A 15094-nucleotide genomic window follows, 5' to 3' on the forward strand; every position below is an offset into this window, starting at 1 on the left:
GGTGCCTGCGACGCAGTGCTGGTGTTCCAGACTCCATCCGCCCCACCGCCCGTCAGGAGACCCGTATGCCAGACATCAATCGCCGGAGATTCCTGCAGCTCGCCGGAGCGTCGGCCGCGTTCGCGGCCATGGCGAACAGCATCGAGCAGGCCGCCGCGATCCCCGCGCATCGCCGGTACGGCGACATCAACGACGTCGAGCACATCGTCGTGCTGATGCAGGAGAACCGTTCGTTCGACCACTACTTCGGCACCCTCAAGGGGGTCCGCGGGTTCGGTGACCCGCGCCCGGTGACGCTGCCGAGCGGCCGGCCGGTGTGGCACCAGAAGACTGCCGCCGGCAAGGAGATCCTGCCGTTCCGGCCGGAGGCCGACAACCTCGGTCTGCAGTTCATCCAGGACCTCGCGCACAGCTGGTCCGACGCGCACCAGGCCGTGAACGGCGGCAAGTACGACCAGTGGATCCCGGCCAAGACCTCGACCACGATGGCGTACCTGACCCGCGAGGACATCCCGTTCCACTACGCCCTCGCCGACAAGTTCACGTTGTGCGACGCGTACCACTGCTCGTTCATGGGTTCGACCGACCCGAACCGGTACTACATGTGGACCGGCTACACGGGCAACGACGGCACCGGCGGCGGCCCGGTCCTCGGGAACGACGAGGCCGGCTACGGCTGGACGACGTACCCCGAACGGCTCGAGCAGGCCGGCGTCTCGTGGAAGATCTACCAGGACATCGGCGACGGCCTGGACGCGGCCGGTGGCTGGGGCTGGATCGACGACGCCTACCGCGGCAACTACGGCGACAACTCGCTGCTGTACTTCAACACCTACCGCAACGCCCAGCCCGGGAACCCGCTGTACGACAAGGCCCGCACGGGGACGAACGCGAAGGCCGGCGAGAGCCTGTTCGCCCGGCTCACCGCCGACGTGAAGAACAACCGGCTGCCGAAGATCTCCTGGATCGCCGCGCCCGAGGCCTTCACCGAGCACCCGAACTGGCCGGCCAACTACGGCGCCTGGTACATCTCCCAGGTCCTCGACGCGCTCACCTCGAACCCGGCGGTCTGGAGCAAGACCGCGCTGTTCATCACCTACGACGAGAACGACGGCTTCTTCGATCACGCCGTACCGCCGTACCCGCCGATGTCCGCGGCGCAGGGCCTGTCGACCGTGGACGTCGGGCCTGATCTCTACACCGGCACCAAGGCCGCCCCCGGTCCGTACGGTCTGGGTCAGCGGGTGCCGATGCTGGTCGTGTCGCCGTGGAGCACCGGCGGTTACACCTGCTCGGAGGTGTTCGACCACACGTCGATCATCCGGTTCATGGAGCGCCGGTTCGGCGTGCACGAGCCGAACATCTCGCCCTGGCGGCGGGCGATCTGCGGCGACCTCACCTCGGCCTTCGACTTCGGTACGTCGGCCACCAAGCCGGCGCAGCTCCCGGACACCACGGCCTACGAGCCGCCGGACAACAACCGGCACCCGGACTACATGCCGACGCCGCCGGCCGTCGGCAAGGTCCCCGGTCAGGAACGCGGGTCCCGCCGGACCCGGCCGTTGCCCTACGCACCGATCGTCGACGGTGCCGTTGCCAGCGGCAAATACAAGCTGACCTTCAGCTCCGGCTCGCACGCGGGCGGCCAGTTCCTGATCACGTCCGCGAACCGCACCGACGGCCCCTGGACCTACACCACCGAAGCCGGCAAGTCCGTCGCGGACACCTGGAACCCGATCTACTCGAACGGCGTCACGGACCTCACCGTGCACGGCCCGAACGGTTTCCTCCGCACGTTCAAGGGCAAGCCGGCCACCGGCCTGGAGATCACCGCCCGCGAGAACGCCCGGACCGGCGACGTCGACCTCACCCTCACCACCGACGTCGCCCGCCGCGTCACCATCACCAGCTCGTACGGTGGCAAACCGAAGAAGCTTGACCTCCGGCCGGGCAGGACCACCCACACCATCGCCACCACGAGCCGCTGGTACGACGTCTCGATCGTCACCGACTCCGACCCGACGTACCTGCGCCGCTACGCGGGCCACGTCGAGACCGGCACCCCCGGCACCAGCGACCCCGCCATCAAGACCGTCTGACGCCTTCGACGGGATATCCCCGCAAGTTGTGCCTTCTCCCCTGGTGGACGAGGGGAGAAGGCACAACGTCGATGGAGAGCCCTCGATCGGTCAGAGGATCGGGGCCTCCGGCTTGGTGGCGTCGGCGGGGGTGTTGTCGTCGACCTGGTCGAGTTCGTCGACCTGGATGCGGCTGGTCCACCGGTTGTCGGGGTCGGGTTGGGGAATGGAGTCGAGCAGCAGCTGGGTGTACGGGTGGGACGGCTCGTGCATCACGGAGGAGACCGGGCCGCGTTCGACGATCTGGCCCTTGGTGATGACCATGACCTCGCCGCCGAGGTAGTACACGGTGGACAGGTCGTGGGTGATGAAGAGCGTCGTCATCCCGTGCTCGCGCTGGAAGTCGAGCAGGATGTCGAGGAAGTGCCTGCGGACCTGCGCGTCCAGCATCGAGACCGGCTCGTCCGCGATGATGAAGCTCGGACGGAGCATGTGGACCCGGGCCAGCATGATGCGTTGCCGCTGACCGCCGGAGAGCTGGTGCGGATACCGTCCGAGAACGTTCTCCGGCTCGAGCCGGACCGCCCGCAGCGACTCCTCGATCAGTTCCAGCCCGGCTGACCGTGACGGGGCCAGCCCGAACTTCTTGACCGCCTTCCACAGCACGCGATCCACACGGTAGAAGGGATTGAAGATCGCGTACGGATCCTGGAACACCGGCTGTACGTCGCGCCGGTACTCGTCGTACTCGGCGCGGCTGAGCGAGAAGATGTCCTTCCCGCCGTACAGCACGGAACCCTGCGTCGGCTTCTGCAGCCCGAGCACGTTCCGCGCGATCGTGCTCTTCCCACTGCCGCTCTGACCGACCAGGCTGACGATCTGCGGTGGCGACGCGGCGAGCGCGAAGCTCACGTCGTCCACCGCGGTCACGTACCCGCCGGCCACGCCGCGGGCGTGGAATCGTTGCTGTACGCCACGAAGTTCCAGCTCCGACTTCACGATGCCCTCCGTCCCAGTCGTGGGATCGACTCGATCAGCTGCCGGGTGTAGGGATCCTGCGGATCCTTGAACACCTGCCGGACCCCGCCGACCTCGACGAGCCGCCCCTCGTACATCACCGCGACCCGGTCGACGAGCTGCGCGTGCACACCCATGTCGTGCGAGATCACCATCAGCGTCACGCCGAAGTCGGTGCGCAGGTCGGCGAGCGATTGCAGGATCACGCGCTGGATGGTCACGTCGAGCGCGGTGGTCGGCTCGTCGGCGATCACCAGGTCGGGTTCGAGCGCGACGGCGATCGCCATCAGGACGCGCTGCTTCATCCCGCCGGACAACTCGTGCGGATACATCCGCGCGACCCGCGGCTCCAGGCCGACCTGGCCGAGCAGCCGCGGGATCATCGCGTCCAGCTCGGCCTTGCGGCCCGGCGCGTGCTCGAGGATCACGTCCTTGAACTGGTCGCCCACCCGCGCCACCGGGTTGAGCGAGCTCATGGATCCCTGTGGGAGATACGAGAGCGCGCTCCACCGCAGTACCCGGAGCTCCTCGCCGTTCACCTTCAGCAGGTCCACCGGCGACCGGCCGGCCGGGTGGAACATCGCCGACCCGGCCGTCACCTTGCCCGGCGGCTTCAGCAACCGCAGCAGCGCGACCGCGAGCGTGCTCTTCCCACTGCCCGACTCCCCCGCGATTCCGAGGATCTCGCCGCGGCGCACGTTCAGATCCAGACCACGGACCGCCTGCACGTCACCGCGAGTACTGCGGTACGTCACCTCGAGGCCCTTGACCTCGAGCACGTTGGCGTCACTCACCGGCCACTCCCCTCAGCCGCGGGTTGTAGACCTCTTCCAACCCGATGTTGACCATGTTCAGCGCCGCGAACAGCAGCGTCAGCAGCGCGATCGGTACGACGAACATCGGCCAGGCGCCCAGCGTCAGCGCCCCGGTGCCGATCGCGTTGAAGATGATCTGGCCCAGGTCGATCACGCCGCCCGGCCCGAGTCCGATGATCTCCAGGCCCACCAGGCCGAAGATCGCGCCGAGCGCCGACGACGCGAAACCGACGCCGATGAAGGGCAACAGGTTCGGCAGCAGCTCGGTGACGATGATCTCCAGGTCGCGCGCCTTGCTCACCCGGGCCAGGTCGACGTACGGCCGGGTCCGCAGGCTCAGCACCTGCGAGCGGATCGTCTTGGCCGCGAACGGCCAGGAGAAGATCGAGATCATCACGCCGACCTGGAAAAGGCTGACGTTCTTCGCGTACGCCGAGAGCGCGATCAGCAACGGGAACGTCGGGATGACCAGCAGGATGCCGGTGAACGTGGACAGGATCCCGTCGATCCAGCCGCCCTTGTACCCGGCGACGAAGGCCACGATCACGCCGACGACCGTCGAGATGATGCCGGCGATCGCGCCGATCTGCAGCGAGACCGCGAGCGCCTTCACGACCATCGCGAACACGTCCCGGCCGAACTGGTCGGTGCCGAGCAGATGCTTCGGTCCCGGCACCTGCCACTTGTCGTACGCCGCCAGCTCGATCGGGTCCTGTCCGCCGCCGATCGCCTTCACGATCAACGGGCTGAGCAGCGCGATGAGGATCAGCAGTCCGAGGATGACGAGTCCGGTCGCCAGCCGCCGGCTGTTCCGGATCGTCCGCAGTACCGCGGTCAGGAGTCTCATCGTCATCACTTCCAGTACTTGACCCGCGGGTCGAGCAGCGGGAGCACGAGGTCGAGGAGCAGGACGGCGGTCAGGACCGAGAAGATCGCGATGTCGGTGACACCGAGGATCGTGTTGAAGTCGAGCTGCTGGATCGCGGTGACCAGCGTGGTCCCCAGCCCCGGGTAGTTGAACAGCTGCTCGACCAGCACGTTGCCGTTGAAGATGAAGCCGAGCGAGATGCCGAACGCGGTGATCTGCGGCAGGTAGCAGTTCCGCAGCGCGTACCGGGTCAGGATCCGCGAGCCCTTCAGGCCTTTGGCCTCGGCGTACACCAGGTAGTCCTCGCCGAGAATCGGGATCATCAGCATCCGGGTGGACAGGATCCAGCTGAACGTCCCGATGATCACGATCGACAGGCCGGGCAGCAACCCGTACTTGAGCACGCTGCCGATGAACTCCGCACTGATCCCCGGATCGATGTTGGAGTCGTACGCCGATCTCGCAGGCAACACGCCCATCGAGTACGCGAAGACGTACACCAGGATCAGCGCGACGAAGAAGTACGGCACGTGCGACAGAGCGATCGACAGGTTGGTGGCGATCGCGGAGCCGACCTTGCCGCGCCGCCAGCCGGCGATCGCGCCGATCACGATGCCGAGGATCCAGGCCATCACGGCGGAGATCCCGAGCAGACCGATGGTCCAGGGCAACGATCGCAGGATCACGGTCTGGGCCGGCGTCGGGTAGTTGATCAGGCTCGGCCCGAGATCCCCGTGCAGCACCAGCTTCTGCATGTAGGTCAGGTACTGCGTGAGCAGGTTCCCGTCCAGGCCGAACTCGTGCCGGTAGCGGGCGATGATCTCCGCGCTCGCCTGCTGGTTGTAGATGTAGTTCTGCTGCAGGGTCTGGATCAGCGTCTGGATCGGGTCGCCCGGCATCAGCCGGAAGAAGAAGAACGCGATGGTGAGCGCTCCCCACAGCTCCACCAGGTAGAGCCCGAACCGGCGGATCGCGTACGCCGCCAGCGGATGCCGCGACAGCCAGGCCCGCACCCCCGAGACGGGTGCGGCGTCCTGGCTCTCGCCGACAGCTACCGCGGGCGGGGCTTCCGCCGTCACGCCGGTCCCTTCTGCCCGGTGGGCTCGATCTTGCCGAGGACGAAGATGAAGTGCTGCCACCAGTTCAGCGGGACCTCGTACAGGTCGTCGTCGGTCGGCCAGCCCTTCCAGAACGTGGTGTTGAAGTACGACGGGTACCCCGTCTGGATCACCGACAGCATCGGCAGCTCCTGGAAGTAGATCTCCAGCGCCTCGTTCAGCAGCGGCTTCGCCTCTTCGCTGTCGGGGTCCAGCCCGGCCAGCTTGTTGGAGATCTCGTCGAACTTCGCGTTCCGGAACCGCAGCTTGTTCTTGCCGGCCGCGTTCTTGCCGACCGGCTGGTACTTGTCGCTGGTCCAGTCGGAGTACAGCTGCTCGGGGTCGATCGCGATCCCGGCCCAGCTGGAGTCGATGTCGTACTGGCCGCGCTGGAACTTCTCGTCGTGCACGTTGCCGGCCAGGCTGCGCAGGGTGGCCGGGACGCCGACCTTGGCCAGCTCGGTCTTCAGCACGTTCGCGATCGCGTACTCACCGCCGTCGACCGGCGACGGCGTGATGATCTCGAGGTTGATCTCCTTGCCCTTGTACGTCCGCTTGCCGGAGGCGTTCTTCGGGGCGATCTCGTCGAGCAGCTCGGTCGCCTTCTGCGGGTTGAACTCGAACTTGTACTTGTTCGCGAGCTCGTCGTTCTTCCACTTGTCGTTGGTCGGGTAGTCCGCCCACGGGTACTGCGCCGGCGGCACCTGCACCGGCCAGATCGACTTGCCGATCTTCTCCCGGTCCAGGCAGTAGTTGATCGCCCAGCGCATCTTCGCCTCCGAGATCACGCCCCGGGACGGGTCGCAGTTCAGCCACAGCACCCGCGGGTTCGGGTCGTGGAACTGCGTGGTCTGCAAGGCCGGGTAGCCGGTGTTGCGCAGCTGCTTGGCGTGCTGCTCGTCCACCGAGCCGACGTCGAACTCCGCGCGCTCGAACGCCAGCGACGCCTGGTCGAGCTGCTTCGACGTGCTCTGGTAGACGACGTACTGCGGCTTGACGTCGAGCTTGTCCTTGTTCCAGTAGTTCGGATCCTTCTCCCAGACGAACATCTTCTGGTTCCGGATCGCCTGCTTCAGCTTGTACGGCCCGCTGTGCACCGGCGGGTTGTCCTTGAACTTCGTCGGGTCCTGCGACTTCCAGATGTGCTCGGGCATGATCCCGAGCGGCGGACCGGCGATCGCGGAGATGAAGTTGTAGTGGAACCGTGGTGCCGGTTTGAGCATCTTCACCACCGCGGTCTGGGGGTCCGGGACCTCGATGTCCTTGACGAACTCCTTCAGCTCACCGCCACCGCCGAACAGGTCCGGACGATCCTTCAGCAGCATGATGGTGAACTTGAAGTCGTTCGCGCCCAGCGGCTGGCCGTCGTTCCAGTGCGCCTTCGGGTCGAACTTGAAGGTCACCTCGGTGTGGTCGTCGTTGTACTTGTACTCGGTCGCCAGCCACGGCCGCATCTCGCCGTTGGCGAAGCTGAGGTAGAACAGCGGCTCGGTGCTGAGCTCGACGCCGGCGCCGCCGGGCGAGCCGTTCGGGATCATCCCGTTGAAGCTGTCGAAGACCGTGTACTCGACCTGGCCGACGATCACCGACTGCTCCCGGGGCACCGGGATGTTGGCCTTGCCGATCTGGATCGACTTGGTCGCGACGGGCTTGTTGTTGGCGGGCTTGTCGGAGTACGAGCCGCCGCCGGAGCAGGCCGCCAGGAAGGCCGTCATCGCGGCCGCGGCACCTCCCCCGACAAGACTTCGCCGACTCAACTGGTAGCGAACGACATCTTCGACATCTTCGAACTGCGGGCGCGGCGCTTCGTTCATGACGAAAGTCACCTCCGTTTCCGTTGCGCGGACAGGCTGGTCACCGACCGAGAGGTGCCACGGACTATAAGTAGCGTTGACAACGTTGGCAAGAGTTCATTGCCACGTTGGAAGGATCTGGTCATATCCGCAGATCAGTCGATATACCAACCTCTGACAACGATGTTTTGCTCTGTGTGACCAGTCGCGGCGTTGGTCCCGTCGTACGACGGCCCGTCCCGTCACACGCCGCGTCACACGGTGACCGGTTTGGATCGACGCAGGTGACCAGATCCGGCCATCGAAAGTGGTAGTGACTTCCAGGGGGAAATGACATGACGAGTACGGCCGTGGACTTCGAGGCGATCAAGGACAAGCAGCGCGCGGCCTGGCAGACCGGCGACTATCCGCGGGTCGGCAACACGCTGCAGATCATCGCCGAGCTCCTGGTCGAGGCCGCCGACGTCCGGGCCGGGCAGAGCGCGCTCGACGTCGCCTGCGGTCAGGGCAACGCGGCACTGGCGGCGGCCCGGCGGTTCGCGGAGGCCACCGGCGTCGACTACGCCACGAACCTGCTGGCGCAGGGCCGGGAACGGGCCGTGGCGGAACACCTTCCGGTGACCTTCGTCGAGGGCGACGCGGAGAAGCTGCCGGTCCCGGATCAATCGTTCGATCTCGCGCTGAGCACGGTCGGCGTGATGTTCGCGCCGGACCACCAGCGCACGGCGGACGAGCTGGTCCGGGTGGTCAAGCCGGGCGGCAAGATCGCGCTGGCGAGCTGGACACCGACCGGGATGATCGGACAGCTGTTCAAGACCGTGACAACGTGGGCGCCGCCGCCGGCCGGGGTGCAGTCGCCGACACTGTGGGGCACCGAGGGGCACCTGTTCGAGTTGTTCGGCGACCGGGTCGAGTGGACCTCGCTGACCAAGCGTGACTACGTGTTCCGGTACCACTCGCCCGAGCACTTCGCGGAGTGGTTCATGGACTTCTACGGTCCGATCACGCGACTGGCCGGGACGCTCGACGGCGAGGACCACCGGCAGTTCGCGGCGGAGCTCGCCGACGTACCGCGAGCGTTCGACTACGCGGACGACGGGACGGTCGCGGCCCGGGCGGAATACCTCGAAGCCGTTGGCATCCGGCACTGACCGGAAGCGGCCGTGGGGGCGACACTGGAGGTCTCACGCGAGGGGGTGAGATCTGTGCCGCTGATTCGCTTGCTCGGACCGCCGACGATCGAGACACCGGGGCGCCAGCCGCGGGGGAGGAAGGCTTGGGGGCTGCTCGGCTATCTGTTGCTGGCCGAGCGGCCGCCGAGCCGTCGGCGGCTCGCCGAACTGTTCTTCGCCGACGCCGACGATCCGCTGGGTGCGCTGCGCTGGACGCTGGCCGAGCTGCGCCGGGCGATCGGCGTACCGGACCTGCTGACCGGGGATCCGGTGGTGACCACGCTGGACGGCGCGACGACGGTCGATGTCCTGCACCTCGAGGAGGACTCCTTGCTGACATCGGGGGGCGAGCTGCTGGAAGGGGTCGAGCTGGAGTCGTGTCCCGAGTTCGAGTCGTGGTTGCTCGTCGAGCGGCGGCGGGTGGCCGGGGTGGTCGAGGCTCGGCTCCGGCAGCGAGCTATCTCTCTGCTCGCCGCCGGACGTGCCGAGGACGCGATTCCCTTTGCCGCACAGGCGGTTGCGGCCAATCCGTACGAGCAGGGCAACCACGAACTGCTGGTCCGCAGCCTCGCGATGTCCGGTGATCGGGCCGGTGCGCTCCGTCAGATAGCGCTCTGCACGGATCTCTTCCGGCGCGAGCTGGGCGTCGAGGTCTCCGCCTCGCTGCAAGAGGCCGCGACGCTCACTCCGGACCCGGCTCCGCCGCTGAGCGGACGAGCGGCGGCCGTGAGCCAGCTCCAAGCCGGCCGGGCCGCGATCGTCGCGGGCGCGGTCGATGCCGGACTGCAGTGTTTGCGCCAGGCCGCCGCGCTGGCAGTGCAGTGTCGCGACAAGACGCTCGAGGCTCGGGCGCTCGCGGCCCTCGGCGGCGCTCTCGTGCACGCGATCCGCGGGCACGACGAGGAGGGCGCGATCGTTCTGCACGAGGCGATCCAGGTCGCCGAGGAGGCCGGTGAACGAGCGACCGCGGTGCTGGCCCAGCGCGAACTCGGCTTCATCGAGGTCCAGGCCGGCCGCCGGAAGACCGGCGACGACTGGCTGACCAAGGCGCAAGCACTCGCCGAAACCGATGCCGAACATGCTGCGATCCTTGGCGTTCGGGGCATGAACGCGTCCGACCGATCCGACTATGCGGCCGCGTTCGAGCATCTCGGGGCCTCGGTCGAGCTCGCGGCGCGCTGCGGCGATCGGCGGCAGCAGGCGTGGTCGCTGTCCCTCGTCGGGCGTGCGCACTTGCTGCGCTCGGAGTACGGCGAAGCTGCAACCGCGCTGGCGGAGACCCTCGACCTCGTGCAGCAGGAACGCTGGATCGCCTTCCAGCCTTGGCCGCAAGCACTCTCCGCCGAGCTCGACCTGTACGCCGGGAAGCTCGACACGGCCTTCGACGGGTTCGAGCAGGCGTGGGCGTTGGGCTGTCAGTTGGGCGACCCTTGCTGGGAGGGGATGGCCGGTCGCGGTCTCGCGCTTCTGAATGCCAAGCGCGGCGATCAGCCCGCGGCGGCGCAGTGGCTCGACGTCGCCCTGACCCGAGCCAGCACCGAACCGGACCGCTACCAGTGGGTGCACGCCCACGTCCTGGACGCTGCGATCACGGCCGCCTTGGACCGCTCCGATTTCGAACGTGCCCGGATCCTCGCCGCGCAGTTGTCGGCCCTGGCCGCACGGTGCGACCTCCGCGAACTCCTGGTCCGGGCGCAACTTCACCTCAGCCGCCTCGGTGATCCTCAGGCTGCGACCTCAGCCCGCACCCTCAGCACCGCCATCGACAACCCCGCCCTGCAGTCGGTCGTGGGCAGCGCCGGTCAGTCGTAGGCGGCGTCGGTCAGGAGTTCTGAGCTGCGGTCCGGTTCGTTCAGGACCGCGCGGATCACGTGCCGTTGGTCCCAGCGACCACTCGCCCACGCGAGCGCCTTGGCCAGGCCGTCGAAGGTCGCCGCGTGCGGAGCACTCTCCGCATCCACCCACCACGACACCTCGACCCCGTCCACGGTCAGCTCCTCGTGCTCCCACCACGTCGGCGGCACCTCGGGCACCAGCTCACGGACGATCGCCGGCACGTCGGCCGCCGTACCCTCGCCATCAATCTTGCCTTCGGCAACTTCCTGGGCCATCGGTACGTCGAAGAGATCGCTCAAACCGTCCGCCGCCGCCCCGGCCGCCACCACGAAACCGCCGAGATCCTCACGCTGCAACCACATCGGCCCGTCGACGACGACCGCATGACCGGCCTCGATCACGTCGGTCAAGCCGTCGTCCCCGAGCACCCGGACCTGCTCCGGAGCCTCCCCGGGGAAGAGCGACAACGTGCCGAGGTGCCGCCAGAGACGCAACAGAGCGCTCTCGTCCACCTCTCGTTCGGGCTCCGCCAGCCGCTCCAGCAGCAGACCGATGCCGTCGGCATCGAGATCACCGACCTCGCGGACCAGACCGACCGCCGTCCGCACCTCGGGATCGAGCCCGGCCGTCCACGACGGCGCCTCGTCCAGGAACTGCGCCAGGACCGGCTCGGCCTCCGGATCGGCCCTTCCCGCCAAGGGCTCGCCGTCCTCCAGCAGCACCCGGTCCCGGATCCACCAGGCCGCGTACGACGGTACGCCGAGGGGACGGTCGTCCGGCCCGACCACGCGGACCTGGGTGACGAGGGCCCGCCGGAGCTCCGGCGACGAACCGAGCATTTCGAGCACCCGTGGCCAGGCGTCGTCCGTGATCCAGTCGAGGTCCCGGATGGCCGTCAGCTCGCCGACGGTCGCGCCGTACCGCGATCCGTCCGGCGCCACGTCGTACGCCCAGTCCTCGATGCCGTCGAGGTCTTTGAGTGCCTCAGGCAACTGATCGAGCGCGACGTCCGAGGCGGTGACGAGACCGAGGGACGCGAGTACGCCGACGGCCTCGAGCGCGGGTTGTCCGTGGCGATCGAGCAGCTCGCGGGCGACCGGCGCGACCTCCTCGTCGTCGAGGACCTCCTCGGCCCCGGATCCGGGAACCACGAGAGCGTTGGCCGGGACGAGATCACCCTCGGCATCGCGGAGCGCCAGGTCGGACAGCCACCACAGGCCGTCGGCCTGGGACGGGTCCGCGGCGACCAGGCTGAGGACCGCGTGCGCGATCGCGTCGGGATCGTCGGCCTCGATCGAGTGCTCGACGGCCGTGCGTACGGCGCTGTCCTCGAGCAGCGTCCGCGGCGTCGCGGAGAGCGCCCCCAGCCGCTCCAGCGCCGGGTCGACGGCGTCCGGGTGGACCACGCGTACGCCGTACTCACCGAAGGCGGCGAGGATGTCGGTGGGGATCTCCGGCCCCGGGAGCAGCAGACCGCGTGCGCCGCGGACCAGTCGTCCGTCGGCGAGTGGGACGGGCAGGGTGCCGAGAGACTCGCGCAGCAAGGCATCCGTCACCATGCCGGCCAGCGAGGAGTAGAGGTTCCGCCACCATTCCGACGACTCGTCCGCCGCCACTCCCCCGAGCTGATCCACCACCTCCGCCAATTCGAGCCGCCGCACCCGGAGCGCATCCAGCGCCAGCCAATCCTGCCGCGTCGAACCGATCAGTCCTCGCACGATCGGCGCGAGGACGACGTTGAAGGAGTCGTCGGCGCCCTCCACCACCACGGCATCCCGCGGCCGCAGTAGCGCCCCGTCTTCGACCGCTCGCACCATCGGTGTGTCGGGAAGCACCGTGATGATCTCGTCCCGGATCGCGCGATCCAACGCGCCCCCGGCCAGCCCTGTCGGCACCAGCCGCAGCACGTTGTCACCGTCCTCGGCCCGCGCCCGCACCAGCTCGCCGTACGCCACCGCCGCTTCCCGCATGATCCGATCAGCCAACGGTCCCTTCGCCACATGCCGCCGCGTTGGATCCAAAGGAAACGTCGCCAAGAGCAAAGCTTCAAGGGAGAGGGCTTCATCAGTCGGCGTCGGCGCCTGAACCACACCTGGGAGCTGGATGGTGTGATCGCGTGGGAGGGCCCAGACGACGGACCAGCCCGGTCGTGCGCGTTCCTCCACGGGGCGGTCGGCGAGGAGGGCTTCGCGTTCCTCGGCGTCGAAGGTGCCGGCGGTGCGGTGGATCCACCAGCGGGACTCGGCGTCGGTGAGAACCCTCCGGCTGTCCTCGGTTTCGATCTCGATGCGGTCGAGACCGGGGAGCGCGAGCAGGAGCGTGTCGCCGGCCTCGTCGAGCAGGCGGCGTACGAGCGCGGCCGCGGCCTCGTCCCGCAGCGGCAGGATCACCGCGGTGTCGTAGCCCTCCGGCGGCTCGCCCTCGGCCTCGAACGGCAGCCGCAACACGGGCACCTGACCGTCCCGCCGGCGCACCTCGGTGTCGAGCCCGCCCGACCCGAGCCCTGCGATCGCGGCCGCCGTGTCCGCCTTGGAGAACCGCACGCCACCCGTCCGCGACAGGATCACCGGCTCGTCGGTCACCGCGAGTACGGCGGAGAACCCCACGCCGAACCGCCCGACGGTCGGCTCGTCCCGCTTCGCCGACGCGCGCAGGGTCGCGAGTGACTCGACTCCCTCGGCCGACAACGGCGTACCCGTGTTGGCGACGACGAGCGTGTTGCCGCGGAACTCGTAGAGAACGCTCCCCGGGACGCCCGCCCGCGCGGCCGCATCGGCGGCGTTCTGGGCGAGCTCGATCACGAGCCGATCGACGTACCCACCGAGTGCCAGGTCCTCCTCGGCGTTCGCGTCCTCCCGGAACCGCACCGGCGCCGCCGACCACCCGGCCAGCACCCGCTCGCGAATCCCCGCCGTACCGAACACGTCGTCACTCACCGGTGCAGTATGCCGCACGAGGTGAACGTGCCTGCCGGGGCAGGAGAGTCTGGCGCCCTGGTGGCGGGTCGCGGATATCGTGGTGCGGTGATCTCACCCGGCAGCAGGTACGTCGCCCTCGGCAGTTCGTTCGCGTCCGGGCCGGGGATCGACCCGATCGTGGATGCGCCGGCGGGCCGATCGGGCAACAACTACGCGCACCTGGTCGCGGCGGAGCTCGGTCTGGAACTGACCGACGTCACCTACTCCGGCGCGACCACCGCACACCTGCTCGACACCCGGCAGGACGAGGCCGCCCCGCAGCTCGACGCCGTCACCGTGGACACGGCGCTCGTCACGATCACTGCCGGCGGCAACGATCTCGAGTACATCGGGACCTTCATCCGCGGGAGCTTCCTGAACACGGTGGCCAAGCCGGCCACCATCCTCGGCCGCCGCGTCGCGAACCGGATCCGGGCGCGGGTCAGCTACCTCAAGGACGAAACGGCGTACCAGGCCGTCGCCGACTCCCTGGTCACCGTGGTCGAGAGCGTGCGGGAGCGCTCGCCGAACGCACGCGTCCTGCTTGTCGACTACCTCACCCTGGTCGGGCCGAGCACACGCCCGCGCCTCGACGTACCGCTGAACGAGGAACAACTGCCGAGCATCGCGATGATGGCCGACGGCCTCGCCGGCGCCTTCGCGAAGGCCGCGGCGACCACCGGCGCCGACCTGGTCACCGCGTCGGCTGCCAGCCGCGACCACGCCATCGGCTCGCCCGAGCCGTGGACGACCGGGTTCACCCTGCGCCCACCCATCTTTGGTGGGTTCGTGCCCTACCACCCCAATGCCGCCGGCATGCGGGCCGTCGCCGACCTGGTCGTGCACACGCTGCGATCATGAGCGAACAGGTGCGCCAGGCAACGGAGTCCGACGTCGATGCGGCGGTCCGGACACTGACGCGGGCGTTCGAGGACTACCCGATGACCCGGGCCGGGCTCGACCCGGACGACTACCTCACCCGGCTGGCGCAGTACAACCGCCGTTTCCTCACCGGCATCGGACTGCCGTACGGCCGGGTCTGGGTGACCGACGACGCCAGCGCCGTCGCGATCTGGATCACCCCGGCCACTCCCCCGGACGCTGTCGCCCAGCAGGCCGAGGTGTTCACCGAACTCGCCGGATCACGCGCAGCCCTGGCCGCCGAGTACGGCCAGGCGATGGGCATCTTCCGCCCGCGCGTACCGCTGTGGCTGCTGGCGATCCTCGGCGTCGACCCCGACCAGCAGCGCCAGGGCCTGGGCCGGGCGGTCGTCGCACCCGGGCTCGCCGCCGTAGACCACGAACATCTGCCGGCGTACGTGGAGACCCAGGACCCCGCGAACCTCGCGTTCTACGAGTCCCTCGGCTTCGTCACCATCGCCGAACTGGAACTCCCCCACAACGGCCCGATGCACTACGCCCTCTACCGCCCACCCGCGTGACCCGCCGCGCTGGTACGGG

11 protein-coding genes are annotated in these 15094 nt (G+C 68.5%); 5 read left to right on the top strand and 6 right to left on the bottom strand.

Features of this window, described 5'->3' with window-relative positions; translation table 11 throughout:
- The first annotated feature begins 65 nt into the window (after nucleotides 1-65).
- Complete coding sequence (locus ACZ6O0_RS05415) at nucleotides 66-2099, top strand: phosphocholine-specific phospholipase C (protein ID WP_465763586.1); 2034 nt, start codon at nucleotides 66-68, stop codon at nucleotides 2097-2099.
- Between the two features lie 90 nt (nucleotides 2100-2189).
- Here ACZ6O0_RS05415 and ACZ6O0_RS05420 read toward each other — a convergent pair whose 3' ends face one another.
- From ACZ6O0_RS05420 to ACZ6O0_RS05440, 5 genes are read right to left on the bottom strand one after another with little or no spacing between them, the layout of a single operon-like run.
- Entirely contained in the window at nucleotides 2190-3077 is an 888-nt protein-coding gene (locus ACZ6O0_RS05420) for an ABC transporter ATP-binding protein (protein ID WP_465763587.1), read from the bottom strand.
- A complete protein-coding gene (locus ACZ6O0_RS05425; RefSeq protein ID WP_465763588.1) occupies nucleotides 3074-3889 on the bottom strand; it encodes an ABC transporter ATP-binding protein in 816 nt (271 codons plus the stop codon). Before ACZ6O0_RS05425 ends, ACZ6O0_RS05420 begins: the two co-directional genes overlap by 4 nt.
- On the bottom strand, nucleotides 3882-4757 hold the full coding sequence (locus ACZ6O0_RS05430) for an ABC transporter permease (protein ID WP_465763589.1): 876 nt from the start codon (nucleotides 4755-4757) through the stop codon (nucleotides 3882-3884). The genes ACZ6O0_RS05425 and ACZ6O0_RS05430 overlap by 8 nt, the downstream gene beginning before the upstream one ends.
- Nucleotides 4758-4762: 5 nt before the next feature.
- Nucleotides 4763-5857, bottom strand: a complete 1095-nt coding sequence (locus tag ACZ6O0_RS05435; RefSeq protein ID WP_465763590.1) for an ABC transporter permease — start codon at nucleotides 5855-5857, stop codon at nucleotides 4763-4765.
- Nucleotides 5854-7689, bottom strand: coding sequence for an ABC transporter substrate-binding protein (locus ACZ6O0_RS05440; protein ID WP_465763591.1), 1836 nt, complete (start codon nucleotides 7687-7689; stop codon nucleotides 5854-5856). The genes ACZ6O0_RS05435 and ACZ6O0_RS05440 overlap by 4 nt, the downstream gene beginning before the upstream one ends.
- A 314-nt stretch (nucleotides 7690-8003) precedes the next feature.
- On the opposite strand from ACZ6O0_RS05440, the gene ACZ6O0_RS05445 reads away from it, so the two are divergent.
- Together ACZ6O0_RS05445 and ACZ6O0_RS05450 are read left to right on the top strand one after the other, a co-directional pair.
- On the top strand, nucleotides 8004-8819 hold the full coding sequence (locus ACZ6O0_RS05445; protein ID WP_465763592.1) for a class I SAM-dependent methyltransferase: 816 nt from the start codon (nucleotides 8004-8006) through the stop codon (nucleotides 8817-8819).
- Between the two features lie 54 nt (nucleotides 8820-8873).
- Complete coding sequence (locus ACZ6O0_RS05450; RefSeq protein ID WP_465763593.1) at nucleotides 8874-10652, top strand: AfsR/SARP family transcriptional regulator; 1779 nt, start codon at nucleotides 8874-8876, stop codon at nucleotides 10650-10652.
- Here the strand turns inward: ACZ6O0_RS05450 and ACZ6O0_RS05455 are convergent.
- Nucleotides 10643-13612, bottom strand: a complete 2970-nt coding sequence (locus ACZ6O0_RS05455; RefSeq protein ID WP_465763594.1) for a sacsin N-terminal ATP-binding-like domain-containing protein — start codon at nucleotides 13610-13612, stop codon at nucleotides 10643-10645. The two genes, ACZ6O0_RS05450 and ACZ6O0_RS05455, sit on opposite strands and share 10 nt — an antisense overlap.
- 87 nt (nucleotides 13613-13699) lie before the next feature.
- Here ACZ6O0_RS05455 and ACZ6O0_RS05460 point away from each other — a divergent pair, with 87 nt between their 5' ends.
- On the top strand, nucleotides 13700-14494 hold the full coding sequence (locus ACZ6O0_RS05460; RefSeq protein WP_465763595.1) for an SGNH/GDSL hydrolase family protein: 795 nt from the start codon (nucleotides 13700-13702) through the stop codon (nucleotides 14492-14494).
- Nucleotides 14491-15075 carry a GNAT family N-acetyltransferase gene (locus tag ACZ6O0_RS05465; RefSeq protein ID WP_465763596.1) on the top strand — a complete coding sequence of 195 codons (585 nt, stop codon included), beginning with the start codon at nucleotides 14491-14493 and terminating at the stop codon, nucleotides 15073-15075. Before ACZ6O0_RS05460 ends, ACZ6O0_RS05465 begins: the two co-directional genes overlap by 4 nt.
- Nucleotides 15076-15094 lie beyond the last annotated feature (19 nt).

Source organism: Kribbella sp. NPDC048837 (genome assembly GCF_055586945.1).